The organism is Limnohabitans sp. YIMB22184 (assembly GCF_048020265.1).
Lineage (GTDB): Bacteria > Pseudomonadota > Gammaproteobacteria > Burkholderiales > Burkholderiaceae_C > Limnohabitans_A.
This window is the reverse complement of sequence record NZ_CP171843.1, coordinates 604,447-627,837: the sequence shown is the minus strand read 5'-3', so window position 1 is coordinate 627,837 and position 23,391 is coordinate 604,447. Positions and strand designations below refer to the sequence as shown.

The 23,391-nt window shown below is 63.5% G+C and carries 20 protein-coding genes; 7 read left to right on the top strand and 13 right to left on the bottom strand.

What is annotated here, in order from left to right:
• Positions 1-45: 45 nt before the first annotated feature.
• Genes ACHEXL_RS02935 through ACHEXL_RS02920 form a run of 4 tightly spaced genes read right to left on the bottom strand, consistent with a single transcriptional unit; the run spans position 46 to position 4,547 of the window.
• Positions 46-966: an ABC transporter permease gene (locus ACHEXL_RS02935; protein WP_416560554.1), complete on the bottom strand. Its 921-nt coding sequence runs from the start codon at positions 964-966 to the stop codon at positions 46-48.
• Positions 966-2,039, bottom strand: a complete 1,074-nt coding sequence (locus ACHEXL_RS02930; RefSeq protein ID WP_416560553.1) for an ABC transporter permease — start codon at positions 2,037-2,039, stop codon at positions 966-968. Before ACHEXL_RS02930 ends, ACHEXL_RS02935 begins: the two co-directional genes overlap by 1 nt.
• On the bottom strand, positions 2,026-3,588 hold the full coding sequence (locus ACHEXL_RS02925) for an ABC transporter ATP-binding protein (protein WP_416560552.1): 1,563 nt from the start codon (positions 3,586-3,588) through the stop codon (positions 2,026-2,028). The genes ACHEXL_RS02930 and ACHEXL_RS02925 overlap by 14 nt, the downstream gene beginning before the upstream one ends.
• On the bottom strand, positions 3,585-4,547 hold the full coding sequence (locus ACHEXL_RS02920; RefSeq protein ID WP_416560551.1) for a LysR family transcriptional regulator: 963 nt from the start codon (positions 4,545-4,547) through the stop codon (positions 3,585-3,587). The genes ACHEXL_RS02925 and ACHEXL_RS02920 overlap by 4 nt, the downstream gene beginning before the upstream one ends.
• 172 nt (positions 4,548-4,719) lie before the next feature.
• On the opposite strand from ACHEXL_RS02920, the gene xdhA reads away from it, so the two are divergent.
• The 4 genes from xdhA (at position 4,720) to ACHEXL_RS02900 (ending at position 10,153) form a co-directional block, all read left to right on the top strand.
• Positions 4,720-6,129, top strand: coding sequence for a xanthine dehydrogenase small subunit (gene xdhA, locus ACHEXL_RS02915; protein ID WP_416560550.1), 1,410 nt, complete (start codon positions 4,720-4,722; stop codon positions 6,127-6,129).
• Positions 6,126-8,444 carry a xanthine dehydrogenase molybdopterin binding subunit gene (gene xdhB / locus ACHEXL_RS02910; protein WP_416560549.1) on the top strand — a complete coding sequence of 773 codons (2,319 nt, stop codon included), beginning with the start codon at positions 6,126-6,128 and terminating at the stop codon, positions 8,442-8,444. The genes xdhA and xdhB overlap by 4 nt, the downstream gene beginning before the upstream one ends.
• A 43-nt stretch (positions 8,445-8,487) precedes the next feature.
• Positions 8,488-9,822, top strand: coding sequence for a guanine deaminase (guaD, locus tag ACHEXL_RS02905; RefSeq protein ID WP_416560548.1), 1,335 nt, complete (start codon positions 8,488-8,490; stop codon positions 9,820-9,822).
• 97 nt (positions 9,823-9,919) lie between these two features.
• Positions 9,920-10,153 (top strand): oxidoreductase-like domain-containing protein, encoded by a 234-nt coding sequence (locus tag ACHEXL_RS02900; RefSeq protein ID WP_416560547.1) that lies wholly within the window; start codon positions 9,920-9,922, stop codon positions 10,151-10,153.
• On the opposite strand, the gene ACHEXL_RS02895 is transcribed toward ACHEXL_RS02900, so the two are convergent.
• From ACHEXL_RS02895 to ACHEXL_RS02870, 6 genes are all read right to left on the bottom strand, one after another.
• The gene (locus ACHEXL_RS02895) at positions 10,150-10,572 is read right to left on the bottom strand and encodes an SRPBCC domain-containing protein (RefSeq protein ID WP_416560546.1); all 423 of its coding nucleotides are present in this window, start codon (positions 10,570-10,572) and stop codon (positions 10,150-10,152) included. The genes ACHEXL_RS02900 and ACHEXL_RS02895 overlap by 4 nt on opposite strands.
• 58 nt (positions 10,573-10,630) lie before the next feature.
• On the bottom strand, positions 10,631-11,713 hold the full coding sequence (locus ACHEXL_RS02890) for a PA0069 family radical SAM protein (protein WP_416560545.1): 1,083 nt from the start codon (positions 11,711-11,713) through the stop codon (positions 10,631-10,633).
• A 67-nt stretch (positions 11,714-11,780) separates the two neighbouring features.
• Positions 11,781-12,104: a thioredoxin family protein gene (locus tag ACHEXL_RS02885; protein WP_416560544.1), complete on the bottom strand. Its 324-nt coding sequence runs from the start codon at positions 12,102-12,104 to the stop codon at positions 11,781-11,783.
• Positions 12,097-12,732, bottom strand: a complete 636-nt coding sequence (locus tag ACHEXL_RS02880; protein ID WP_416560543.1) for a Crp/Fnr family transcriptional regulator — start codon at positions 12,730-12,732, stop codon at positions 12,097-12,099. Before ACHEXL_RS02880 ends, ACHEXL_RS02885 begins: the two co-directional genes overlap by 8 nt.
• Positions 12,733-12,870: 138 nt before the next feature.
• A complete protein-coding gene (locus ACHEXL_RS02875; protein ID WP_416560542.1) occupies positions 12,871-14,166 on the bottom strand; it encodes a glycerate kinase type-2 family protein in 1,296 nt (431 codons plus the stop codon).
• On the bottom strand, positions 14,052-17,135 hold the full coding sequence (locus ACHEXL_RS02870) for a bifunctional diguanylate cyclase/phosphodiesterase (protein WP_416560541.1): 3,084 nt from the start codon (positions 17,133-17,135) through the stop codon (positions 14,052-14,054). The genes ACHEXL_RS02875 and ACHEXL_RS02870 overlap by 115 nt, the downstream gene beginning before the upstream one ends.
• Before the next feature lie 403 nt (positions 17,136-17,538).
• Here ACHEXL_RS02870 and ACHEXL_RS02865 point away from each other — a divergent pair, with 403 nt between their 5' ends.
• Positions 17,539-18,942 (top strand): 8-oxoguanine deaminase, encoded by a 1,404-nt coding sequence (locus ACHEXL_RS02865; RefSeq protein WP_416560540.1) that lies wholly within the window; start codon positions 17,539-17,541, stop codon positions 18,940-18,942.
• 10 nt (positions 18,943-18,952) lie between these two features.
• On the opposite strand, the gene ACHEXL_RS02860 is transcribed toward ACHEXL_RS02865, so the two are convergent.
• Both ACHEXL_RS02860 and ACHEXL_RS02855 read right to left on the bottom strand, forming a co-directional pair.
• A complete protein-coding gene (locus ACHEXL_RS02860; RefSeq protein ID WP_416560539.1) occupies positions 18,953-19,969 on the bottom strand; it encodes an AraC family transcriptional regulator in 1,017 nt (338 codons plus the stop codon).
• A gap of 37 nt (positions 19,970-20,006) precedes the next feature.
• Positions 20,007-20,846 carry an oxidoreductase gene (locus ACHEXL_RS02855; RefSeq protein WP_416560538.1) on the bottom strand — a complete coding sequence of 280 codons (840 nt, stop codon included), beginning with the start codon at positions 20,844-20,846 and terminating at the stop codon, positions 20,007-20,009.
• A gap of 201 nt (positions 20,847-21,047) precedes the next feature.
• Here ACHEXL_RS02855 and ACHEXL_RS02850 point away from each other — a divergent pair, with 201 nt between their 5' ends.
• Together ACHEXL_RS02850 and ACHEXL_RS02845 are read left to right on the top strand one after the other, a co-directional pair.
• Positions 21,048-21,395, top strand: coding sequence for a CidA/LrgA family protein (locus ACHEXL_RS02850; RefSeq protein ID WP_416560537.1), 348 nt, complete (start codon positions 21,048-21,050; stop codon positions 21,393-21,395).
• Entirely contained in the window at positions 21,392-22,120 is a 729-nt protein-coding gene (locus tag ACHEXL_RS02845) for an LrgB family protein (RefSeq protein ID WP_416560536.1), read from the top strand. The genes ACHEXL_RS02850 and ACHEXL_RS02845 overlap by 4 nt, the downstream gene beginning before the upstream one ends.
• A gap of 13 nt (positions 22,121-22,133) precedes the next feature.
• Here ACHEXL_RS02845 and ACHEXL_RS02840 read toward each other — a convergent pair whose 3' ends face one another.
• A complete protein-coding gene (locus ACHEXL_RS02840) occupies positions 22,134-23,345 on the bottom strand; it encodes a urate hydroxylase PuuD (RefSeq protein WP_416560535.1) in 1,212 nt (403 codons plus the stop codon).
• Positions 23,346-23,391: the final 46 nt, after the last annotated feature.

The window sequence follows — 23,391 nt, the reverse complement described above, 5'->3', positions numbered from 1 at the left end:
AGTTCCTTTTTTGTTGAACAGGGTTACAGGGGTTGAAAAAACTGATTATGAACCGGGATAAAACGGCTTACCCAGCGAGGCGGGCATGTTCACGCGGATCCAGGTCGGGTTGCGCGAAATCAGGGCCAGCACCAAGATGGTGGCCATGTAAGGCAGTGCCGTGAGCAGCTGGCTGGGCACCTGGACGCCCACACCCTGCAAATGGAACTGCAGCATGGTCACGCCACCGAACAGGTAAGCACCCAGCAAGACCCGTGCCGGACGCCAAGTGGCAAAGGTGGTCAGGGCCAGCGCAATCCAGCCCTTGCCCGCCACCATGCCTTCGACCCAGAGCGGGGTGTAGATCACCGAGATGTAAGCCCCGGCCAGCCCGCACAATGCGCCCCCGGCCACCACCGCTGCCAAACGGATGCGGCGGACCGGGTAGCCCAATGCATGCGCCGATGCGGGCGATTCACCCACAGCGCGCAGCACCAAACCGGTGCGGCTGCGGTACAAAAACCAGATCAGGGCCAGCACCAAGGCGATCGCCCCGTACACAAGCGGATGCTGCTTGAACAAGGCGGGTCCCAGCAAGGGGATATCGGCCAGGCCGGGAATCTCAAACTGTGACCGCTCGGGCAACTTTTCTTTCACATAGCCAATGCCCACAAAAGCCGAAAAACCCATACCAAACAGACTCAGCGCCAGGCCGGTGGCGTACTGGTTGGTATTCAGCCAAATCACCAGCACACCAAAAATAGCGGCCAGCAACGCCCCGGCGCCCATGCCCGCTGCAAAGCCCAGCCAGTCGTTGCCGGTGTGCACCACGGTGGCAAAGCCTGCAATCGCCGCGCACAGCATCATGCCCTCGGCCCCCAGGTTCACCACACCGGCTTTTTCGTTGATCAGCAAACCCAAAGCGGCAATGGCCAGCACCGTCCCCGCGTTGAGGGTCGCGGCGATCAGCAATGCATACGACTCCATCACACACTCCCCATTTTCTTGGCCACCCAGCGCAGGCGGTAAGCCACCAGCGTGTCACACGCCAGCAGGCAAAACAACAACAGGCCCTGGAACACACCCGTGATCGACTTGGGCAGGCCCAGGCGCGATTGCGCAAGTTCGCCGCCAATGTAGAACATGCTCATCAGCACCGCCGACAGCACCATACCCGCCGGGTGCAAGCGCCCAACAAAGGCCACGATGATCGCGGCAAAGCCGTAACCCGCAGGCACATAAGGCGTCAACTGCCCGATGGGCCCAGCCACCTCCAAAGCACCCGCCAGGCCCGCCGCCCCGCCCGAAGTCAAGAGCGCCACCCACAGCGCCTTGCGCGAAGAAAAGCCCGCATACCGCGCAGCGGCAGGCGCCAAACCACCCACCTGCTGGGCAAAGCCTGCCCGGGTGCGGAACAAAAACACCCACAGCAAGCCTGCGCCCACCAGTGCCAAGAGCAAGCCCACACTGACGCGTGAACCGGTCATCAAACGCGGGATCTGCGTGACCGCCTCAAAAGTTTTGGACTGCGGAAAATTGAATCCGGCTGGGTCTTTCCAGGGGCCATAAACCAGGTAACTCAGCACCATGTCGGCCACATACACCAGCATCAGGCTGACCAGAATCTCACTGGCGTTGAAGCGGTCGCGCAGCAGCGCCGTGATGCCCGCCCACAGCATGCCGCCCAGCACACCCGCCAAGAGCACCGCCAGCACGATCCAGCGGCCCGTGTCCTTGTCCGCCAGCAGCGCCACGCCCGCCGCACACACGGCGCCGATGACAAACTGACCCTCGGCCCCGATGTTCCAGACGTTGGACCGGAAACACACCGACAAGCCCAAGGCGATCACCAGGAGCGGCGTGGCCTTGACCATCAACTCACCCAAGGCGTAGCCAGTTTTGACGGGCTCCCAGAAAAACATTTGCAATCCGCGCACCGGGTCCTTGCCCAGCGCCATGAACAGCGCCAGACCCAGCAGCACCGTGAGCACCAGCGCCAGAAGGGGCGAGGCATAAGTCCACAGGCGCGAAGCCTGGGGACGGGGTTCAAGCCGCAGCATGTTGGGCTCCTTTGTAGGAACTCTGTGCCGAACCCGTGGCATCGGGCCACAAGCCGCTCATCCACTCGCCAATGCGTTCCACCGTGGCCTCGGTCCGCGCCACAGAAGGCGACAAGCGCCCCTTGGCGATCACATGCAATCGGTCAGACAACTCGAACAACTCTTCCAGCTCCTCACTCACCACCAGCACGGCACAACCCGCGTCGCGCAGCGCCAAAATCTCGGCGCGAATCTGCGCCGCCGCGCCCACGTCCACGCCCCAGGTCGGCTGCGAAACAATGAGCAGTTTGGGGGCTGCGCTGATTTCGCGCCCCACAATGAACTTTTGCAAATTGCCGCCCGACAGCGACTGCGCTGCGGCATCCGGCCCGGAGGCCTTGACCTTGAAGCGGTCGATGATGCTGCGTGCCTGTTCGGCCAACGCCCCCGTGCGCACCCAGCCGCCCGCACCCAGTGCTTCGTTGCGGGTGAGCAACAGGTTTTGCGACAGGCTGAGAGACGGCACAGCGCCACGGCCCAGGCGCTCCTCGGGCACAAAGTGCAGACCCATTTGCCTTCGCGGCACCGGCCCCAAAGCAGCGACCGGCTGACCGGCCAAACTCACGCTGGCCGCGCCGCACTGGATGCCTGCCCGGGTGTCTTCGCCCGACAAGGCCCACATCAATTCTTTCTGGCCATTGCCCGACACCCCGGCAAGTCCCACCACCTCTCCCGCACGCACCTGCAGGTCGATGCCCTCCAGGTCCACGCCAAACGGGTCTTGCCGCGTGAGGCTCAGGCCCCGAACCGACAACACCACCTCGCCCGGTGAGCGCGCCACATGCTGCAAAGCCGGGGGCTCCGCGCCAATCATCAAGCGGCTCAGCGAAGCATTCGTTTCTTCACGCGGATCGCACACGCCCGTGAGCTTGCCACCACGCAGCACCGTGCAGGCGCTGCACAGCGCCCGGATTTCGTGCAACTTGTGCGAGATATACAGAATGCTCACGCCCTGGCTGACCAGCTTGTGCAGCACCACAAACAACTTTTCAACCGCCTGGGGCGTCAGCACCGAAGTCGGCTCGTCCAAAATCAAGAGCTTGGGCTCGGTCAGCAAGGCCCGAATGATCTCGACGCGCTGCATCTCGCCCACGCTCAAGGTGTGCACCGGGCGCTCGGGCTCCAGGTCCAGGCCGTATTCACTGGCCTTGGCCACAATGCGCTCGGTCACCTCAGCCAGGCTGAGCGACTTGTCCAGCCCCAGCCAGACGTTTTCGGCCACGGTGAGCGTGTCAAACAGGCTGAAGTGCTGGAACACCATGCTGATGCCCAGCTTGCGCGCTTCTTGCGGGTTGCGAATATTGACAGGCTGTCCGTTGAACACCACCTGACCCTCGTCGGGTTTGACCGAGCCGTAGATGATTTTCATCAGGGTGGACTTGCCTGCGCCGTTTTCGCCCAGCACGGCATGGGCCTGGCCGGGCATCACGGTCAGCGACACGTCCTGGTTGGCCACCACGCCCGGATAGCGCTTGGTGATGCCTTGCAAAGACAGAAGGGGTGTGGTCATGTCAAATGAGAATTCTGAGGATGGGGCAATTGGGATGCACTGATTTTCACCTGCTCCCGCAGCCACTTGGCGGCGGCCGAGCTGTGGCTGCGTTCATGCCAAAGCTGGTAGTACACCATCTTGGGGAACGGCACCGGGCAAGGCAGCAGGGCCAAACCGCTTTGCGATTCAGGGCCTTGTAAAAACCGTTGGCAATACTGGCGGCCCGTGGTGAGCACAAGCAAACTCGATGCCACCATGCGCGGCATCAGACCGAAGTGGGCACAACGCGCGGCGATGTGGCGCGACAGGTTCAGGCGGTCCAGGTGTTCGTCGATCACGCCTCGCCAGCCGGGATAGGCTGGGGTGGGCGCAATGTGTTCACAAGCGAGCCAATCGTCTGACGTCCAGCCACGGCGCACGGCGGGGTGCTTGGTGCTGACCAGGCACACCACCTCGTCTTCAAACAGCTGGGCGCGGTGCAGCTCTTCGCTGGGCTGAGCCCAGTTGCCAATCACCACATCGATCAGGCCCTGCCCCAGGTCGTGCGCGTATTGGGCCTGGGCGGACAAGGCATGCACCTCGACCCGGCAGCCCGGGGCCAGCGACTTGACGCGGGCCATGACGGACGGCAGGAACAAGGGGTCCAGCGTGTCGCTGGCTGCGATGCGGAAAGTCTCGCGGGCCTCAGCTGGATCAAACGCCCGGGCGGGTGAAAACAGACTTTCGGCCGATTGCAAAATCTGCGTGACCGGCCCCAGCATCTGCAAGCCCACATCGGTGGGCACCATGCCGGTGCCCGAGCGCACCAGAATCGGGTCGCCCGTCAACTCGCGCAGGCGCTTGAGCGCCACCGACACGGCCGGCTGCTGCTGGCCCAGCCGCATGGCGGTTTTGGAGACACTGCGTTCGATGAGCAAAGTGTGAAGGGTCCGAATGAGTTGAAGGTCGATCTTGTCGAAAAGATGCGGCTGCTTCATATCCATTTTCAGATAAGCGTTATGGCGATTTACCCATGGGTAAACATCGGGTTTGCCCTAGGATCATCCGATCCTCAAGGACACATGGGCCATGTCAAAAACGCTTGTCTCCCCTCTTAAATCGACGCCGCTGCCATCCAGCCCTTTGCGGTTCTGGCATCGCGGTCAAGTGATGAATCCGGGCAATGTACCACCAGACCGCACCCTGCTCGAACTCCTGCGCGAGGACCTGCGCCTCACGGCCACCAAAGAGGGCTGCGCCGCCGGCGACTGCGGTGCCTGCACCGTAGTCGTGGCCGAGGCGGTGAACGGGCGCTTGCAGTACCGCGCCGTCAACAGCTGTATCAAAACCGCGCACGCCATCGATGGCATGGCCTTGTGGACGGCCGCTGATCTGGCCCAGAGCGACGGCACGCTGCACCCGGTGCAGCAAGCCATGGTGGCGTGTCACGGCTCGCAATGCGGCTTTTGCACACCGGGTTTTGTAATGAGCCTGTTTGCGCTTTACCAGCGCACGGTGGCGCAAGGTCAGACCGTGGACAGCCACACGGCCCACCAAGCCTTGTCGGGGAACCTGTGCCGCTGCACCGGCTACCGGCCCATCGTGCAGGCGGCGTGCAGCCTACAGGCAGATGCCAAGCAGGCTATGGATGAAAAACCCATCGTGGCGGCGTTGCAAAAACTGGCGGCCACCGAAAAAACCGGCGGCAACTACCTGCGCCCTAGCACCCTGAGCGCTTTGCTGCAAGCCCGCGCCCAGCACCCTCAAGCGCAGCTGATAGCCGGGGCCACCGATGCCGGACTGTGGATCACGCAGAGCCTGCGCCGCCTGCAGCAGATCATCGACTTGACCCGCGTGGCCGAGCTGCGCCGGGTGGAGCGTTACCCGCAGCACATCGCCATCGGCGCCGCCGTGAATTTGCAAGACGCATTTGAGGCGCTGGCCGCTGACCGGCCGGTGATCGCGCCCTTTGGCGAGCGCTTCGCGGGCTGGCCGGTGCGCCAATCGGGCACGCTGGGCGGCAACGTGGCCAACGGCTCGCCGATCGGCGACAGCATGCCGCTCTTGATCGCGCTGGGTGCGCAGGTGGTGTTGATGGCGTGGCGCAAGGGAAAAGCCGTGCACCGCCATGTGTCGCTCGACCAGTTTTACACCGGCTACCGCCAAAGCCTGCTGGCGGCCGACGAGGTGCTGGCCTGGGTGGTGGTGCCCCGCCCTGCCCCCGGCGAATGGCTGGGCACGTACAAGGTGTCCAAACGGCAGGAGGACGACATCTCGGCCGTGTGCCTGGCGGTGCAGCTGCATGTGGAGGGTGGGCGCATCACCTCTGCCCGCATCGGCGCGGGCGGTGTGGCCGCCACGCCCGCGCGTGCCGTGAAGACCGAGGCCGCGCTGATCGGTCACCCGTGGAACGAAGCCACTTTGGCGGTGGCGCAACAAACCATCCAGCAAGAGTTTTCCCCGCTCAGCGATTTGCGCGCCAGCGCCGACTACCGCCGCCAAATCTTGGGCCAGCTGCTGCGCCGCGCCTGGCTGGAGAGCACCGGGCACCACACCGTTCGACTGGAGGCACTCGCATGAATACGCCATCCAACACCCCTGACATCAGCCGCCCTCGCTTCCACGAAAGCGCCACCGCGCAGGTACAAGGCCGGGCCAGCTACATCGACGACCTACCCCTGGTCGAAGGCACGCTGCACGCCGCCCCACTGATGAGCCCCCTCGCCAACGCCCAGTTGATCACCATGGACCTGCAGCCCGTGCTGGCCGCGCCCGGAGTGGCAGGGGTGGTCACCGCACAAGACATTCCCGGTGACCCGCTGCTGGCCACCTTTGTTCACGACGAGCCCATCTTTGCCGGGCCGCAGCTCATGCATGTGGGCCAGGTCATGGGCTTAGTGCTGGGGCACAGCCACACCCAGGCGCGGCAAGCCGCCCGCCAGATGCGGCTGCAAACCACACAAGCCACGCCCTTGCTCCATGCCCGCGAGGCCCTGCAAGCAGGCAGCTTTGTGTTGCCCCAGGTGACGGTGCAGCGCGGCGATGCGGCGCAGGCGCTGACCCAAGCACCACACCGCCTGCAAGGCTCGCTGGAGATCGGCGGGCAAGAACACTTTTATTTGGAAAGCCAGATCGCCTACGCCATTCCGCAAGACAACGGCCACTGGCTGATCCACAGCGGCACACAGCACCCCGGCGAGGTGCAGCACTGGGTGGCGCACGCGCTGCACATCCCGCTGTCGCAGGTGCGGGTGGTGTGCCGCCGCATGGGTGGCGGCTTCGGCGGCAAAGAAACGCAAGCCGGGCACCTGGCCGTGTGGGCCGCGCTGGCAGCGCACAAGTTTGGCCGCCCTGTGAAGATGCGGCTGGACCGGGGCGACGACATCCTGATCACTGGCAAACGCCATCCCTTCAGCCACGACTGGCAGGTGGGCTTTGACGCGCAAGGGCGCGTGTTGGGCCTCGATTCGGTGCAGCTGGTGCATTGCGGCCACAGCGCCGACCTGAGCGGCCCGGTGGCCGACCGTGCGATCTTCCACACCGACAACGCTTATTTTTTAAGCGACCTGCACATCACCTCGCACCGCTGCAAAACCCACACCCAAAGCCACACCGCGTTTCGCGGCTTTGGTGGGCCCCAAGGCGTGCTGCTGATCGAGACCGTGATGGGCGACATCGCCCGCCACCTCGGCGTGGACGCGCTCGACGTGAGACTGGCCAACCTGTACGGTGTGACGGATGGTGAAAACAAGCGCGACACCACGCCCTACGGCATGAAGGTGGAGGACAACATACTGCACCCGCTGATGACGCAACTGGCCAAGCGCTGCGACTACCGTGAGCGCCGTCAAGCCATCACCGACTGGAATGCCCAGCACAGCGTGATCAAAAAAGGCCTGGCGCTCACGCCGGTCAAGTTCGGCATCAGCTTCACCGCCACGCAGTTCAACCAAGCGGGTGCGGTGGTCTCGGTCTACACCGACGGCAGCGTGCGGGTGAACCACGGCGGCACCGAAATGGGCCAGGGCCTGCACACCAAGGTGTGCGGCCTGGTGGCCCGTGTGTTGGGCCTGCCCGCTGCCCAAGTGCAAGCCAGCGCCAGCGACACCGACCAGGTGGCCAACGCCAGCGCCACGGCGGCATCCAGCGGCACCGACCTCAATGGCCGCGCCGCCGAAAACGCCGCGCTGCAGGTGCGCCAGAACATCGCCGCGTGCATCGGCAAGGCCGATGCTTGTTCGGCAGACGATGTGCGTTTTGAAAACGGCCAGGTCATCACACCCCTGCGCCAGCGCAGCTTCACCGAAGCCGTGCAATACGCCTACGGCCAGCGCGTGCAGCTGTGGAGCGACGGCTTTTACGCCACACCCAAAATCCACTACGACCGCACCACCCTGACCGGCAGGCCGTTTTATTACTTCGCCTATGGCGCGGCCTGCAGCGAAGTGGCCATCGACACGCTGACGGGCGAGTACCGTGTGCTGCGCACCGACATCCTGCACGACGTGGGGCATTCGCTGCACCCCGAGATCGACATCGGCCAGATCGAAGGCGGCTTTGCGCAAGGCCTGGGCTGGCTCACCATCGAAGAGCTGGTCTGGAACACCAAGGGCGAGCTGCTCACCAAGGGCGCGAGCACCTACAAAATCCCCACCGCTGCAGACATGCCCGCGCAGCTCAACATTGAGCTCTGGCACGAGGCCAACGTTGAGGACAACGTGGGCGGCAGCAAGGCCGTGGGCGAGCCGCCCTTCATGCTGGCCATCAGCGTGTTCGAAGCCTTGCGCGACGCCATCGGTGCCACCCGCCCGGGCCGCACGCCCATCCACCTGGATACCCCCGCCACCCCCGAGCGCGTACTGGGCGCTATCCTCGCCCATGACGGCTCCTCTTAATTGGGGTCAGATCCCAATTAATTTGACTTGAATTGATCGACCGATGACGGCACTTCCTTCTGTTTCCCATTTGCAAGGCTGGCGCGCCGGTCTCTTATGGTTTCCGGACCCGCAAAACCCCCAACCCCGCCACGAAACCGATGGACTGCTGGTCACAGGGCAAAGCGCCGACGGCATCGTGCGCATTCAGGCTATCGGCCCCTACCGCGACTTGGCTGCGCAATACCCCGATCTGCCCACCACCCACTGGCCTGGCCTGTGCATCGCGCCGGGTTTTGTGGACCTGCACATCCACTACCCGCAGACCGATGTGATTGGCTCGCCCGCCGACGGCCTGCTGCCCTGGCTGGAGCACTACACCTTCCCGCACGAAAAGCATTTTGCAGAGCCCTCCTACGCGCAAGAAGTGACCGCGTTTTTCATGGACGAGCTGATGCGCCACGGCGTGACCACGGCGCTGTGCTTTGCCACCGCCCACCCCGAGTCGGTCGATGTGTTCATGGCCGAGGCGCAAAAGCGCCGCCTGCGCATGATCACCGGCAAGGTGCTGCAAGACCGCCACAGCCCCGACGGCCTGCGCGATACCGACACCGCCTTGAGCCTGCGCCAGACCGAAGACCTGATCCGCCGCTGGCACGGCGTGGACCGCCTGGGTTACGCCATCACGCCGCGCTTCGCACCCACCAGCAGCCGAGAGCAACTGCATGGCGCGGGCGAAATCGCGCAGCAGTTTCCCGATGTCTGGGTTCAGTCGCATGTGGCCGAAAACCTCGACGAGATCCGCTGGGTGAAAAAACTGTTCCCCGAAGCGCGCAGTTATCTGGACGTGTACGACCGCGCAGGCCTATTGCGCCAACGCTCGGTCTATGCGCATTGCATTTACCTCGACGAAGCCGACCGTCGCCGCATGGCCGAGGTGGGCGCGAACGCCGCCGTCAGCCCCACCAGCAACCTGTTTCTGGGCAGCGGCTTTTTTGACTACACCGCCTCGGATGCGGCGGGCTTGCACTATGGCCTGGCCAGCGATGTGGGCGGCGGCACCAGCTTCAGCCCCTTCCACACCATGCACGCGGCCTACACCGTCGCACGGCAAAGCGTGGGGCGTCCGGGCATCAGCCTCGCGCCCGAACACCTGTGGTGGCAACACACCGCAGGCGCCGCCGCCGCGCTGGACCTGGGCGGTAAGGTGGGCAATCTGCTGCCCGGCTGCGAAGCCGACTTCGTGGTGCTCAACCCGAAAGCCTCGCCCCTGCTGGCCCGCCGCACCGCACAAACCGAGACTCTCGCCGAATGGCTGTTCGCCATGATCGTGCTGGGCGATGAGCGGCTGATTGCGCACACGGTGGTGCAAGGACAGCCGGTGCAATTCGACAAGTAGGTCGGCGGCAACATAGCCGACATAGCCAAAGCATGCAATGTCGGAGCTGAAGCTCCGACCTACAAAACACGGGCCTGTTGGTAACCGACAATTGGGCATGACCGAAGGCAACGAACACCCCATCATCGACCCCAACCAGGCCCAGCGCGAGTCCGTGCGCCGGGGCATCGCGCAATTTCAGGCGCGGCTGCAGGCTGCAGGCCACGACTTCCGCGAACCCCCGCCGGAGCCCACCTCGTGCTGCGGGCGCGGATGCAATGGCTGTGTGTGGGAAAGCTATGACGCCGCGCTGATGTTCTGGTACGAAGACGCGGGCGCCTTGCTCAACTAAGCCCGCGACAACTCCAAGCCCAAGCGCTCCAGATTCTGCGCATTGGCCGGCTCCAGAATGTGTTTCATGGCCTGCGCAAATGCAGGATCGTCAAACACCTGAAGCCAGTGCACACGCGTGCCCTCGCCTTCGGGCGTGAGCGTGATGGTGAGCCGGAACAAAGGCGCACAGGTGTGGTCGATCACCACTTGGCGGTCGGCTTCGATGTGGGCAAACACGCACTCGTTGGCATACCGTGTGCCGTCCGGCCCGACCATGTCGAACACCCAGCGCCCTCCCGCGCGAAAGTCGAAAACCTCGAACGCGTTGCTGAACCCATCAGGCCCCCACCAACGGGCCAGCCGCTCAGGGACCTGGATGGCAGCAAAAATGGCTTGGGGCTTGAAGGTGAAATACCGGCTGTTTTGAAAGGTGTTCATGGGCATGCCCCTGGAAAGCTGTTGTCCAAGTAAACCACAAGCTGTTTGGCCTGGCGCATCAAAACAAAGCCATCTGCCCCACCGTGGATGGCGGCCTGAACCCGTCCACGTTCCAATCGTGCCGCTGGCGGTTCAGGCCCAGGCGCCTGCAGGCCTTGTCAAAACGCTGGGCGATCAGGTCGGCCCAGATGCCCTGACCGCTGCGGCGCGTGGCAAAGCTGGCGTCGTAGTCCTTGCCGCCGCGCAGATCGTGCATGCGGGCCATCACGCGCGCGGCGCGGTCGGGGTAGTGCAGGTCCAGCCATTGCCGAAACAACGGTGCCAGCTCCCACGGCAGGCGCAGCACCACATAAAAAGCGCTGGTGGCCCCGGCGTCACGGGCCGCTTCGAGCACCTGCTCCATGTCGTCGTTGATGAACGGGATTTGCGGCGACACGCTCACCCCCACCGGGATGCCGGCATCCGCCAGCGTGCGGATCGTGCGCAAGCGCCGCCAGGGGGCGGCGGCGCGCGGCTCCATGCGTCGCGCCAGCTCAGCGTCGAGCGTGGTCACGCTCACATACACACCCGCCTGCCCGCGCGCCGCCATGGGTGCGAGCAGGTCGATGTCGCGCTCGATGCCGATGCCCTTGGTCACCACGGCCATGGGGTGGTGGCTGTCGTGCAACACTTGCAAGACCTCGCGGGTCAGGCGCAGTTCCCGGTCCAGGGGTTGGTAGGCGTCGGTCACGGTGCCCAACGCCATCAGGCCGGGGGTGTATCGCGGGCTGGCCAGTTCGTGCACCAGTCGGTCGGCCAAGCCCCGCTTGGCGATCAAGCGGGTCTCGAAATCCAGCCCGGGCGACATTCCCAGATAACTGTGCGATGGGCGGGCGTAGCAGTAGCTGCACCCGTGCTCGCAGCCGCGATAAGGGTTGAGCGAGCGGTCAAAGCCGATGTCGGGTGAGGTGTTGCGGCTGATGGCGCTTTTGGCGTCTTCCCAAGTCCAGGTGGTGGCGATGCGCGTGGCCTCCTCGGGGTCGACCGTCCAGCCGTCGTCAAACGGCTCGCGGGCATCGCGCTCGAAGCGGTGCGCCAGGCGCGTGGCGCTGCCACGGCCTTTGATCTGGCTGATCGGCATGGCGACGGGTGGTTTCTGCATAACTGTTCATTTATACAGTATTTTGCATCCCGATCAGCGACTGCCCTGTCGCCAGGCTGGCCAAGCTTCAGGCTGACAGGACGGCCAACACCTCTTGCACGGTCGTGGGGCGCACCAGGCGGGCCACCTCTTGGCCGTCACGCAAAACGAGGAAAGTCGGCCAGTGCTTGACCCGGTAACTGCGGCCCAGCACACGCCCCGGACCGTCTTCGATTTTGAGGTGTTGCCATGGCGGCTGCTGTGCCAGCGCCTGAGCCACCACAGGCTGTGCGGCGCGGCAGTGGCCGCACCAATCGGTGCCAAATTCGAGCAAGGTCAGGCCGCGCAGGGCGTCCACATCGGCGCGACTGGGCGCTTCGATTGGGCTGAGGTAAGGCCTGTGGTCAGACACCGGCCAACTCACGCAAGCCCTGCGGGTTGGGCAGTCCCAACACACGCCCGCCACCGCTGATGAGCTGGCGATCGCGCAGGTGACGCAACACCCGGGAAAAGGTTTCCGGGGCGATGCCCAGTTGTGCGGCGATGGTGCGTTTGCGCTCGGTGAGTTTCACGGCCAGACTGCCACTCAGATCGACGGGTTCGGCATGGCGCAGCAGCCATTCGGCGCAGCGCGCATCGGCGTCCTTGGCCAAACGGCTCACGGCCAATTCGGTTTGCTGGCGCTGCGATCGCGCCATGTCCATGAGCAAGGTTTGGGAAGCCTCGGGCAGCGCCCGAACCTGGGCTACGAAATCGGGCACGCGCATATACTGCACCTGCACTTCGGTCTCGGCCACAGCGTCGACCACATGCGGCAGGTCCATCAAACCAGAAGCCGCTTCAAGCCAAAACGGGCCCTCCACCACGCCCAACTGGTGCGCCATGTCCCCATGGCCCATGGCGCCCATGACGCCCAACACCACACGCCCTTGCATAACATGCACGATGCGGTCCACCACATCGCCGCGGTGCAGCAACACCGTGCCAGCCGCCAAGGTGGCTGTGGGCTCGGACAAAGAGGGCAAAGAAGAATCCAACATGGTGAAGCGGAATGTGCCAGAGCCTCGGGTCTGCGTTTTTGACACAAATCAACAACACCCCCGACAAATGGCTACCCGCATACGCGGGCATGGCAGATCGTCGGCGTTTTCAGCGCATCGCGCGACAAACCATGCAGATCACATCACCAAAATAGCCCGGAAATCGTTCACATTGGTGTGCGTCGGCCCGGTGATGACCAGGTCACCCAGGGGCTCAAAAAAGCCATAGGCGTCGTTGCGTTGCAGGTGCTCATCCACTTTGTGCCCCAGCGCCGCAGCACGGGCCAAGGTATCGGGGCTCACTTGCGCCCCGGCGTTGTCCTCAATGCCGTCGATGCCATCGGTATCGGCCGCCAAAGCCCACACACCTGGCTGCCCTTGCAAACCCTGCGCCAGGCCCATGCAAAACTCGCCCGCCCGGCCGCCGCGACCTTTGGGGGTGCCTGTAGGCTGCGGTTTGATGGTCACCGTGGTCTCACCACCGCTCAAAATCACACACGGCTTGGTAAATGGCCCGAGGCCTTTGGCCGCCGCACGGGCCAGTGCTGCATGCACCTTGCCCACCTCGCGCGACTCGCCTTCGATTTCGTCGCTCAGGATGTAGGCGTTCAACCCCTGCGCACGGGCGGCTGCTGCAGCCGCCTCCAGCGACTGCTGGGGCGTGGCGATCATGTGCACGCTGTGCCCCGCAAACACCGGAGAGCCGGGTTTGGGCGTTTCCCAATCGCCCGACTGCAGGGCCTGCAGCACCGAGTCGGGCACCGTGATCGCATAGCGTTTGAGAATGGCCAGCGCATCGGCGCAACTCGTGGCATCGGGCACGGTAGGGCCGCTGGCAATGATGGACGGGTCATCGCCCGGCACATCACTGATGGTGAGCGTGACCACCCGCGCAGGCGCGCAAGTGGCCGCCAGACGTCCGCCTTTGATGCGCGAGAGGTGTTTGCGCAGGCAGTTCATCTCGGAAATATTGGCCCCACTGGCCAATAGCTGACGGTTGATGTCTTGCTTGAGCTGCAGATCGATGCCGTCGGCAGGCAAGGTCAGCAGCGACGAGCCTCCACCCGAGATCAGGCACAGCACCAAATCATCGGCCGTCAGGCCTTTCGTCAATGCCAGAATGCGCTCGGCCGCTTGCAGGCCTGCCACATCGGGCACAGGATGGGCTGCCTCGACCACCTCGATGCGCTCGGGCAAACCCGCAGGCCGTGGCGGCGTGTGGCCGTAGCGCGTGACCACCAGACCCGACAGCGGCGCATCTGCTGGCCACAAAGCCTCCACGGCTTGTGCCATCGCGCCACCGGCTTTGCCAGCGCCGATCACGAGAGTGCGGCCCTTGGCCGGATCCGGCGGGATGGGCAAATGGGCGGCGGTGTTGTGCAGGGGCAAAGCGCGTTGCACAGCCACGTCATAAAGGTGGCGCAAAAAGAGCATTGGATCGTTGATTGACACGGCGACGGAGTCTCTGATATCGACAAAAAACCAGTGTAGCCGGAGCAGCCAAAAACCCGGTCGCTGTTGGTGACAGGCATCGTCGCGCTGAGCCTTGTTGCGCCACCCGTCCAAGGTAAGTGCAACCTCTCAGCCTTGCGCCTGCGGTGCCTCGTGCGGGGCGATGTGCTGGCGGGCCAGCGCCTGCATGTCCTCGGCGGGCATGGGGCGGCCAAACAGGTAGCCCTGGAAATGGTGGCATCCAGCTCGGACAGGGCATCGCGCTGGGCGGGGGTCTCCACCCCTTCGGCCACCACACGCAGGCCCAGGCCTTGGCCCAGAGCCACAATGGTGCTGACGATGGCCAGGTCGTTGGCGTTCACCTCGATGTCACGCACAAACCCCTGGTCGATCTTGAGTTCGTCCAGCGGCAAGCGCTGCAGGTATGCGAGCGAAGAAAAGCCCGTGCCAAAGTCGTCCAGCGCAAACGACACCCCGCGGGCCCCCAAGGTGGTCATGCGCGAGGCCACGCCGTCGATGTGGTCCACCAGCAGGCTCTCGGTCAGCTCCAGCACCAAGCGGTTCGCGTCAGCACCGGTGTCGTCCAGCGTTTGCAGCACGCTGCGCACGAAATCGTCCTGGCGGAATTGGCGTGAGCTGACGTTGACCGCCAGGGTCAGATGGGCCAGCGCAGGGTCACGGGACCAATCTGCCAGAGAACGACAGGCGGCGCGCAAGACCCACTGCCCCAAAGGAACGATCAAGCCGCTGTGCTCGGCCACGGGGATGAACTCGCCGGGCGATATCCAGCCCTGTTCGGGCCGGTGCCAGCGCAGCAGCGCCTCGGCACCGCGCAGATGGCCCTGCGCGTCCACCTGGGGCTGCAGGTAGAGCTGCAGCTGTTCGCCCTCGATCGCTTCGCGCAAAGCCACTTCGAGTGAGGCGCGCCAAGTCAACTCGGTCAGCATGCGTGCCGCAAACAGCCGCACCTGGCCTCGGCCTTCACTCTTGGCATGCTCAAGAGCCAAGTCTGCCCGCTTGAGCACTTCGCTCGGGTCATCGTCTTGCGGGGTTAACAAGACCATGCCCACACTGGCCGTGCAGTGGTAGTTCAATGCCCCCAAGGCCATGTCACCGCCCAGCGCCTCTTGCAAGCGCTGCGCCAACTGCAAGGCGCGGTCCTGGGCCTGCAAAGGATCGGTGGACAGGTCGGTGAGCAGCACCACAAATTCATCGCTGCCCACACGGGCGACCGTCGTGCCGGCCTGCACACAAGCCGTGAGACGGGCGGCCACCGTGCGCAGCAAAGTGTCACCAATGACATGGCCGTGGTTATCGTTGAGGCTCTTGAAATCGTCCAAATCCAATTCCAGCAACGCTCCGCAACGGCCCAGCCGCGCCACATCCGGCAAGGCCTGGCTCAAGCGATCAAGAAAGAGTCGGCGATTAGGCAACCCGGTGAGCGTGTCATAAAAGGCCAGCGTTTCAATCTGGCGCTCGGCCTGCTTGCGGGCGGTGATGTCATGCACCACGGTCAGCATGCAGGTGCGTCCTTTCAACTCCAGCACCGAAGACGACAGCTGCACACTGACGAGTCGCCCATCGCGGGCCACAAATTCCGCTTCAAGGCCCTCGATGCGGCCGTGCCCGCGCAACACCTGCAGCATGGCCTCGCGATCGCCGGGGTAGCGCCAAATGCCGGTGTCTGCCGCCGATCGCCCAAGCAAGTCTTGTGGCGACCAGCCAAACATGCGGGTGAAGCTGTCGTTGACGGTGATGAAACGGCCGTCCTCCATGCCGGTGATGCTGAAAGCGTCCGGGCTGGTGCGAAAGGCCGAGCTGTACAGAAGCTCGCTTTGTGTCAACTCGTCGCGCTGTTGGTTCAAGGTGAACAGCAAACGGTTGAAAGACTGGAGCAATTGACCGATTTCATCGCCGCGTCCCACTGGCAGGGGCTTCAAGGGCGTTTTGGCAATATCGCGCGAGGTGATCTCTGACAGGGCTTGTGCGGCCGTCTGCAGCGGCATGAGCTGGCTCCGCAGCGCCCACCAAACGCATGCACCGGCCAACAGGCTCATGATGCCGGTACTGATGAACAAGCGCAGCTCCAGCTTTTTGACGGGTGCAAAGGCTTCGCGGGTGGGCAGTGTCACAGCGACGTACCAGTTTGCGGTAGGGATGCGCTTCACGGACGACAGCACCTCCACACCCTTCGGGTTGCGCAGCACCGCCGTGCCTTCATAACCCTGAACAAAACGGTCAATCTGCGGATTGACCCCGGCTGGACCCAAACGCTCCATGATGCGGTTGCGGTCCGAAGAAGTGATCACCATGCGGTGATCAGGCGCCACCAGCAGGTAGTCACCGGTCGTGCCAAAGGGGTTGCTTTGGACGTCGTCCAGAAAGCTGGCGTCGCGCAGGTTGATCAAGCCTGCCACCACGCCAGTGATGCGCCCCGAAGCATCGCGCATCGGGGCGGCCATCACCACCCCCGGAATACCCATGACCTTGCCGATCGAGGGTGCGCCAATCGCTGGCTGACCTGTCGCGATGGCCTGGATGAACCACTCCCGCTCGGCGTAGCTGACCCCATAGCGGGGCACCTCAATCGGCGTAGAGGCCAGGGTTACCCCATCGATGTCGGTGATGAAAGTCCCGCCGTTGAAAAGAGCCTGGAAAACCGGCAGATTTTGCAGTGTTTGCTGCAATTTGCCGGGATCGCGGATGTCGCTCAAAGCAGTGAGCGAAGCAACGTCTTCGAGCGCAAGCAGACGATCCTTCAACTGGCGGTCGATCGATTCGGCCACAGATCGGGCGGCTGCAAACTGCTGCGCCGCCAACACCTTTTCGACGTCCACACGCAGCAAGTAGCTCACGTACAGGCCCGACAAAATGGTGCTGACCAAGCCGATCACGAGCGCCAGCAAGGTCACGCGGACCTTGACTGACTGGGAGGCCAGGATACGGGGCAAAGAGGGCCGACGTATAAAACGTGCAGCTGCGTCGCTTTATTCCTGGCTTGAGTCGTTGCGCTCAACCATGTTGTGATGCCCCATTGATCTCGATCCAGTGCGGCTTGTCGGGCTTTGAATTGTTGCACAGAAGATGGCCGCTGAGGGGCCTGTCCACGACAGCTTTGGCCGCTGGTTTCAGCCGGGCCAACAGGAAGGATTGCCCACACCTGAGCCAACAAAACGCTGTGCTCGCAACCACTGCGCCCACCACCGACGAGCAGGGCCTGCTTAAAATTCAGACCACTGCACAGCCCGGGACGCGCGGCAACGTGGTGCTCGCCCTCCCCCTTCAGAAGGGGGCAAGGGGATTCGGCCGCGACTTGTTTCATTCGTTTGATCCATTGCCTTCAAGGACAAGTCCATGACCTCGCTGCTCATACACCGCGCCCGCTGCATCGCCACCATGAACGATGCGAACACAGAACTGCAGGGCGCCTCGCTCCTGATCCGTGATGGGCGCATCGAACGCATCATCCCTGCCGGTGAGAACATCGACGAACTGCTCACACAAGTTGATGAAGTGATCGACGCACGCCACCATGTGGTGGTGCCAGGCCTGATCAACACGCACCACCACATGTACCAGTCGCTCACGCGGGCGATTCCGTCGGTGCAAAACGCCGAGCTGTTCAGCTGGCTCCAAGGCCTGTACCCGATCTGGGTGGGCCTCACGCCAGAGATGGTGCGTGTCTCAGGCCAGGTGGCCATGGCAGAGCTGTTGCTGAGCGGCTGCACCACCAGCTCTGACCACCTCTACATCTACCCCAATGGCGTGCGGCTGGACGACAGCATCGAAGCCGCGCACACCATCGGCATGCGCTTCACAGCCACACGCGGGAGCATGAGCGTGGGCGAGAGCCAAGGCGGCTTGCCGCCCGACAGCGTGGTCGAGCAAGAACCTGCCATCCTCAAAGAAACCCAGCGCCTGATCGAACGCTGGCACGACGCCAGCTTCGGTTCGATGACGCATGTGGCCGTGGCCCCCTGCTCGCCCTTCAGCGTGAGCCAGGACCTGATGCGCGAAGCGGCCAAATTGGCCCGCGCTTTTGGCGCGCGCCTGCACACCCACCTGGCCGAAAACGACCACGACATCGCCTATACCAAAGAGAAGTTCAACTGCACGCCTGCGCAATACGCGCAAGATTTGGGTTGGGTGGGCGACGATGTGTGGCACGCTCACGGCGTCAAGCTCGACGAGCAAGGCACTTACCTGTTTGCCAAAACCCATACCGGCATCGCCCACTGCCCCTGCAGCAACATGCGCCTGGCCAGCGGCATCTTGCCTCTGCGCAAAATGCTCGATGCAGGCGTGCCGATTGGTCTGGGTGTGGACGGCAGTGCCAGCAACGACGCAGCGCACCTGCTGAACGAAGCCCGCCAAGCCATGCTGCTGGCGCGTGTGGGCAAGGCTTTAGAACCGTTCGGTTGTGACCACGGCCCGGCCGACATGACGCCCCGCGACGCCCTGCGCCTAGGCACACGCGGCGGTGCCGAAGTGCTGGGCCGCGCCCACGAACTGGGTCAATTCAAAGAAGGCTATTGCGCTGACATCGCGATGTTCCGCACCGACACATTGAGCATGGCGGGCGGCGCGGTGCACGACCCGGTGGGGGCGCTCTTGCTGTGCGCCAGCAACAACGCCGACTACACCATCGTGAACGGCCGCGTGGTGGTGCGCCAGGGCCAGATCACCACCGTGGACATGGAGCCGCTGATCGAGCGACACAACCAGCTGGCTTTGCAGCTGGCATTGGGTGTGAAGTGACAGGTCCGGATCAATCCAAGCTGGAGCCCAGGCTCACCCGCTGCAGCCGGTAAGCCGCAGGCGTGGTGCCGGTCCAGTTTCTGAATGCCCGAATGAAAGAATTGCTTTCCTGAAAGCCGAGCAGCCAGGAAATTTCTCCAGCCGATATGTCGGTGCGGCTCAGGTAATGCCGCGCCAGTTCGTGCCGCACCTCGCTGAGCACTTCTTGAAACCCCACCGATTCGTCGGCCAACTGCCGTTGCAAGGAGCGTTTGCTCACCGCCAGGCGCTGGGCTACGGCATCGATGCTGCTGGTGCCTGCGGGCAAGGTCTCCAGCAACACGGCCTTGACGCGTTCGCGCATGCCCGCACGAGCGTCCAGTTCTGAGAGTCGGCTGTTGAGGGCCGGCTCAAACGCCGCCCACATGGCCATGTTGTCGGTCAAAAAAGGGCGTCGCGCATCGTGCGCTGAAAAGGTAATCTGGATCTGATCGGCGGCCGTCAAAGCGCAGCCCAAGTAAGCCTTGTACGCAGGCAGGTCAGCGGGCAAGTCGGGCAGAGATGCCGCCAAGGGCTCGATCCGCTCACGCGTGGCCAGCCGGGCCAGTTGGGTGAAGAACACCAACTCGGACACACCCAAGCTACGGGGAATCGGCTCGGTATGCCCGTAGCAGCTGAGCATGACCAGGGTTCTGTCGGATCGGATGTCCAGCGCCATGTGCAAGGGCCCTATCAGCCGCTTGTATTGCGCCAGCCGCTGCAGCGCGGTGTTCAGGTCGGGGCTGCACAGGCAGGCGAAAAGGGCCGGGTCAAAAGCCTCCACCGACATGGCCTGCGCGAGCTTCAGGGCGAGTTCGTCATGGCCTGCGGCCTGCTCCAGTCCACGCCACAGGTCAAAGTACTGCGCGGGCGACAAGCTCGCGCCCGGGCGCGCAAACAGGTCGCCCGGCAACCGCGCCAGGCTCAGCACATCTGCCGGGGCGTAACCCATGTCGCGGATGAGCAGTTTCCAGCTCATCTGCACGGCAAAGCGTGTGGCCTGTTTCACAGCGTGGGTCTTTCTGGCAAGGAGGCGTGAGCAAAGACTATTTGGCTTGGCTCATGATGGCCATGTCAAAGATGCGGTCCCCGAAATACTTGCGGATGAACATCAGGGGTTTGGCCATTTTGCCGATGACGTAGCGGGTTTTGGGTCGGCGCGAACGCACAGCCTGCAGTATGGCATCGGCCACCACCGAAGGCGGCGAGGCGGCGCCCGCTTTGGCATAGGTGCCGCGCATGGCCTTGGCCATGCCCTGCGCCATGGCGCGGTAAGGGCCTTGGCCCGAACGCGCCAGCATGGGCTCGAGCATCACGCCGCCCCACTCGGTGGCAATCACACCGGGCTCGATGATCACCACTTGGACGCCAAAGGGCGCCAGCTCGATGCGCAAACAGTCACTCCAGCCTTCCACCGCGTGCTTGGTGGCGTGGTACCACGAGCCCAGGGGGGTGTAGATCTTGCCGCCCATGGACGAGATGTTGATGACCTTGCCCGCCCCTTGGCGGCGCATTTGCGGCAGCGCCAACTGCGTGAGCCGCGCCATGCCGAACAGATTGACTTCAAACTGGTAACGGGCATCGGCCAGGGTCGAATCTTCCATCGCGCCGTACATGCCAAAGCCCGCGTTGTTGACCAGCACGTCGATGCCGCCATGGCCATGGGCGATGGTGTTCACGGCCGCGACGATGTCAGCGTCCACCGATATGTCCATCTGCAGCGGTATCGCGCCCAGGGCCCGCAGGTCTTCCATTTGCGCCACACGCCGGGCCGCGACGTAAACCACCAAACCCTCTTGCAGCAGCCGCTTGGCCGTTTCTTTGCCCATGCCGGACGATGCGCCGGTGACGAGCGCCACTTGTTTTGCGGGGTATGTCGTTGCCATCAAAAACTCCGTTCGTGCTTGTGTTGCGAATGGCGTGATGGTCGCCGCTGGGGCGCGAAGCGTCACCATCGGATCGCGCCAAAGCACATGCAAATAGCGCCAAACGAGGGCAAGGGGCATTGCTGCAGTAAAGCGCCCTGTGCGTTTTGATCACAACTGTTTGCACTCGCCACGTCACATGGACTTGCCTACACTGTCGCCATGATCCAAGGCCTCGTTCAACTCTTCCTCTTTCAAGCGCTCGGCGAGTTGCTGTCCAAATTCGCCCTGCCTTTTATCCCCGGACCCGTGCTGGGCCTGGTTTTGCTGCTGACGTTTTTGGCCTGGCGCGGCCATGTGCCCGCGTCCATGGATGGGGTGGGCAGCGGCATCTTGCAGCACCTGGGGCTGTTGTTCATTCCTGCGTCGGTGGGCGTGGTGCTTTACCTTCCCCTGCTGCAGGCCAACGCATGGGCCATGACGGCGGCGCTGGTGCTGAGCGTGGTGGCCACGGTGGCGATGACCGCCCTGGTGCTCAAACTGCTCGCCAAAAAGGACAGCGCGCCATGAACAACAAGCTGCCGCCCATTTCCGATATTTGGGTTTACCTCTCGGGCAGCCCGCTGCTGGCCTTGGTGCTCACGCTCAGCGCTTACCTGCTGGGCCTGACCGTGTACGAGCGCAGCCAGCGCAACCCGCTGGCCAACCCGGTGCTGATTGCGGTGGTGGTGGTGTGCATCGGCATCAGCGTGATCGACATGCCCTATGCCCAGTACTTTGAAGGCGCGCAGTTTGTGCACTTCTTGCTGGGCACGGCCACGGTGTCGCTGGCCATTCCGATTTACAAGGGCTTTGCCTCGCTCAAGGGGCGCATGGGGGTGTTGCTGCTCTCGCTGCTGGCGGGTGGCATCACCTCAGTGCTGACGGCCGTGGGCATGGCGCGGTGGCTGGGCGTGGACGAGGCGCTGGTGCGCGGTCTGGTGGCTAAATCGGTCACCGCGCCGATTGCCATGGGCATTGCAGAGCGCGTACAAGCCTCGCCTACCCTGACCGCCATCTTTGCGGTGAGCACCGGCATCTTGGGTGCGGTGCTGGGCCGCTTTGTGCTCGACGCCCTGCGCGTGACGGCCTGGTGGCAACGCGGCTTTGCCCTGGGGGTGGCCGCGCACGGCATTGGCACTTCACGTGCCTTCAGCGTGAACGCCGAAGCCGGGGCCTATGCCAGCCTGGGCATGGGCTTGCATGGCATCGCAGGGGCCGTGCTGATCCCTTACGCGGTGGCTTGGTGGTTTTAAAACCTGTCCCGCATCAATCGAGCTTGGCCCCCGCCTGAAACCAGCGGCCCAACAAGGCGCGGTCATCCTCAGTCAGTCCCGTGGCATTGCCCATCGGCATCTGCTTGGTCACCACCACTTGCTGGTACATGTTTTGCGCATGCTGTTTGATCAGCTCGGGACTGTCCAGGCGCACATTTTTCATTTGCACTTGCGCGCCATGGCAGGTCAGGCAGTGCTGGCTCACCAGGCTTTGCACCTGTGCAAAGGTTGCGGGCGCAACAGGGGCGGTTGACACTTGGGGCGCCGCCGGCTTCAAGGCCACGATCACGCCCGCAATCATCACCACACCCACCGCCGCAAACGGCCAGGGATTGGCCGCGCGGCCCAGGTGGTAACCGTGGCGCTGCACAAAGAACTGGCGGATCAAGGCACCCGCCAGCATCATCACGAACAGCAGCACCCAACGGTGTTCGTGCGTGTACAAAAAGCTGTAGTGGTTGCTCAGCATCGCGAAGATGACGGGCAGCGTGAAATAGGTGTTGTGCACACTGCGCTGCTTGCCGCGCTTGCCGTGGATGGCCAGGGCGTTGGCGTCATAGGTTTCGCCGCTGGTCATGGCGGCCACCACTTTGCGCTGCCCAGGAATGATCCAGAAGAACACGTTGGCGCTCATGGCGGTGGCGATCATCGCGCCCACCAACAAGAAGGCGGCACGGCCTGCGAACAACTCATTGGCCAGCCAGGAGCAAAACGCCACCACCACGATCATCAGGCCCGCCACGATCAGCTCGCCGTTTTTTCGGAAGCCAAACACGCGGCAAACGATGTCGTACACGAACCAAAAAGCCACCAACATGCCCACCGCGGCAGACCCGGCCATCACGGGGGTCCAGTCCATCAGCGATTTGTCGATCAGGAAGGTGCCCGCGTTGTACAGGTACAGCACCGTGAACAGCGCAAAGCCACTGAGCCAGGTGGAGTAACTTTCCCAATAAAACCAATGCAGCTTGGTGTGGATCTTCTTGGGGGCCACCATGTACTTTTGCGGGTTGTAAAAACCGCCCCCGTGCACCGCCCACATGGCACCGCCTACGCCTTTTTCGAGCAGGTCGGGCGAATTGGGTTTTTGCAGGTTGTTGTCCAGAAAGACAAAGTAGAACGAGGAGCCAATCCAGGCGATGGCGGTGATGACATGCACCCATCGCAACAACAAATTGGCCCATTCCAGCAGATACGTTTCCATGAAGGAGTCTCCAACCTGCTCACCACCGCGGGCCCTGTGAGCGGGT

Bases quoted from the DNA above. Each gene is read 5' to 3' on its own strand.
- ACHEXL_RS02850 (WP_416560537.1), top strand. From the start codon at position 21,048: ATGATCCAAGGCCTCGTTCAACTCTTCCTCTTTCAAGCGCTCGGCGAG.
- ACHEXL_RS02855 (WP_416560538.1), bottom strand. From the start codon at position 20,846: ATGGCAACGACATACCCCGCAAAACAAGTGGCGCTCGTCACCGGCGCA.
- xdhB (WP_416560549.1), top strand. From the start codon at position 6,126: ATGAATACGCCATCCAACACCCCTGACATCAGCCGCCCTCGCTTCCAC.
- ACHEXL_RS02895 (WP_416560546.1), bottom strand. From the start codon at position 10,572: ATGAACACCTTTCAAAACAGCCGGTATTTCACCTTCAAGCCCCAAGCC.
- guaD (WP_416560548.1), top strand. From the start codon at position 8,488: ATGACGGCACTTCCTTCTGTTTCCCATTTGCAAGGCTGGCGCGCCGGT.
- ACHEXL_RS02920 (WP_416560551.1), bottom strand. From the start codon at position 4,547: ATGAAGCAGCCGCATCTTTTCGACAAGATCGACCTTCAACTCATTCGG.
- ACHEXL_RS02930 (WP_416560553.1), bottom strand. From the start codon at position 2,039: ATGCTGCGGCTTGAACCCCGTCCCCAGGCTTCGCGCCTGTGGACTTAT.
- ACHEXL_RS02925 (WP_416560552.1), bottom strand. From the start codon at position 3,588: ATGACCACACCCCTTCTGTCTTTGCAAGGCATCACCAAGCGCTATCCG.
- ACHEXL_RS02840 (WP_416560535.1), bottom strand. From the start codon at position 23,345: ATGGAAACGTATCTGCTGGAATGGGCCAATTTGTTGTTGCGATGGGTG.
- ACHEXL_RS02875 (WP_416560542.1), bottom strand. From the start codon at position 14,166: ATGCTCTTTTTGCGCCACCTTTATGACGTGGCTGTGCAACGCGCTTTG.
- ACHEXL_RS02900 (WP_416560547.1), top strand. From the start codon at position 9,920: ATGACCGAAGGCAACGAACACCCCATCATCGACCCCAACCAGGCCCAG.
- ACHEXL_RS02845 (WP_416560536.1), top strand. From the start codon at position 21,392: ATGAACAACAAGCTGCCGCCCATTTCCGATATTTGGGTTTACCTCTCG.
- ACHEXL_RS02865 (WP_416560540.1), top strand. From the start codon at position 17,539: ATGACCTCGCTGCTCATACACCGCGCCCGCTGCATCGCCACCATGAAC.
- ACHEXL_RS02890 (WP_416560545.1), bottom strand. From the start codon at position 11,713: ATGCAGAAACCACCCGTCGCCATGCCGATCAGCCAGATCAAAGGCCGT.
- ACHEXL_RS02935 (WP_416560554.1), bottom strand. From the start codon at position 966: ATGGAGTCGTATGCATTGCTGATCGCCGCGACCCTCAACGCGGGGACG.
- ACHEXL_RS02880 (WP_416560543.1), bottom strand. From the start codon at position 12,732: ATGTTGGATTCTTCTTTGCCCTCTTTGTCCGAGCCCACAGCCACCTTG.
- xdhA (WP_416560550.1), top strand. From the start codon at position 4,720: ATGAATCCGGGCAATGTACCACCAGACCGCACCCTGCTCGAACTCCTG.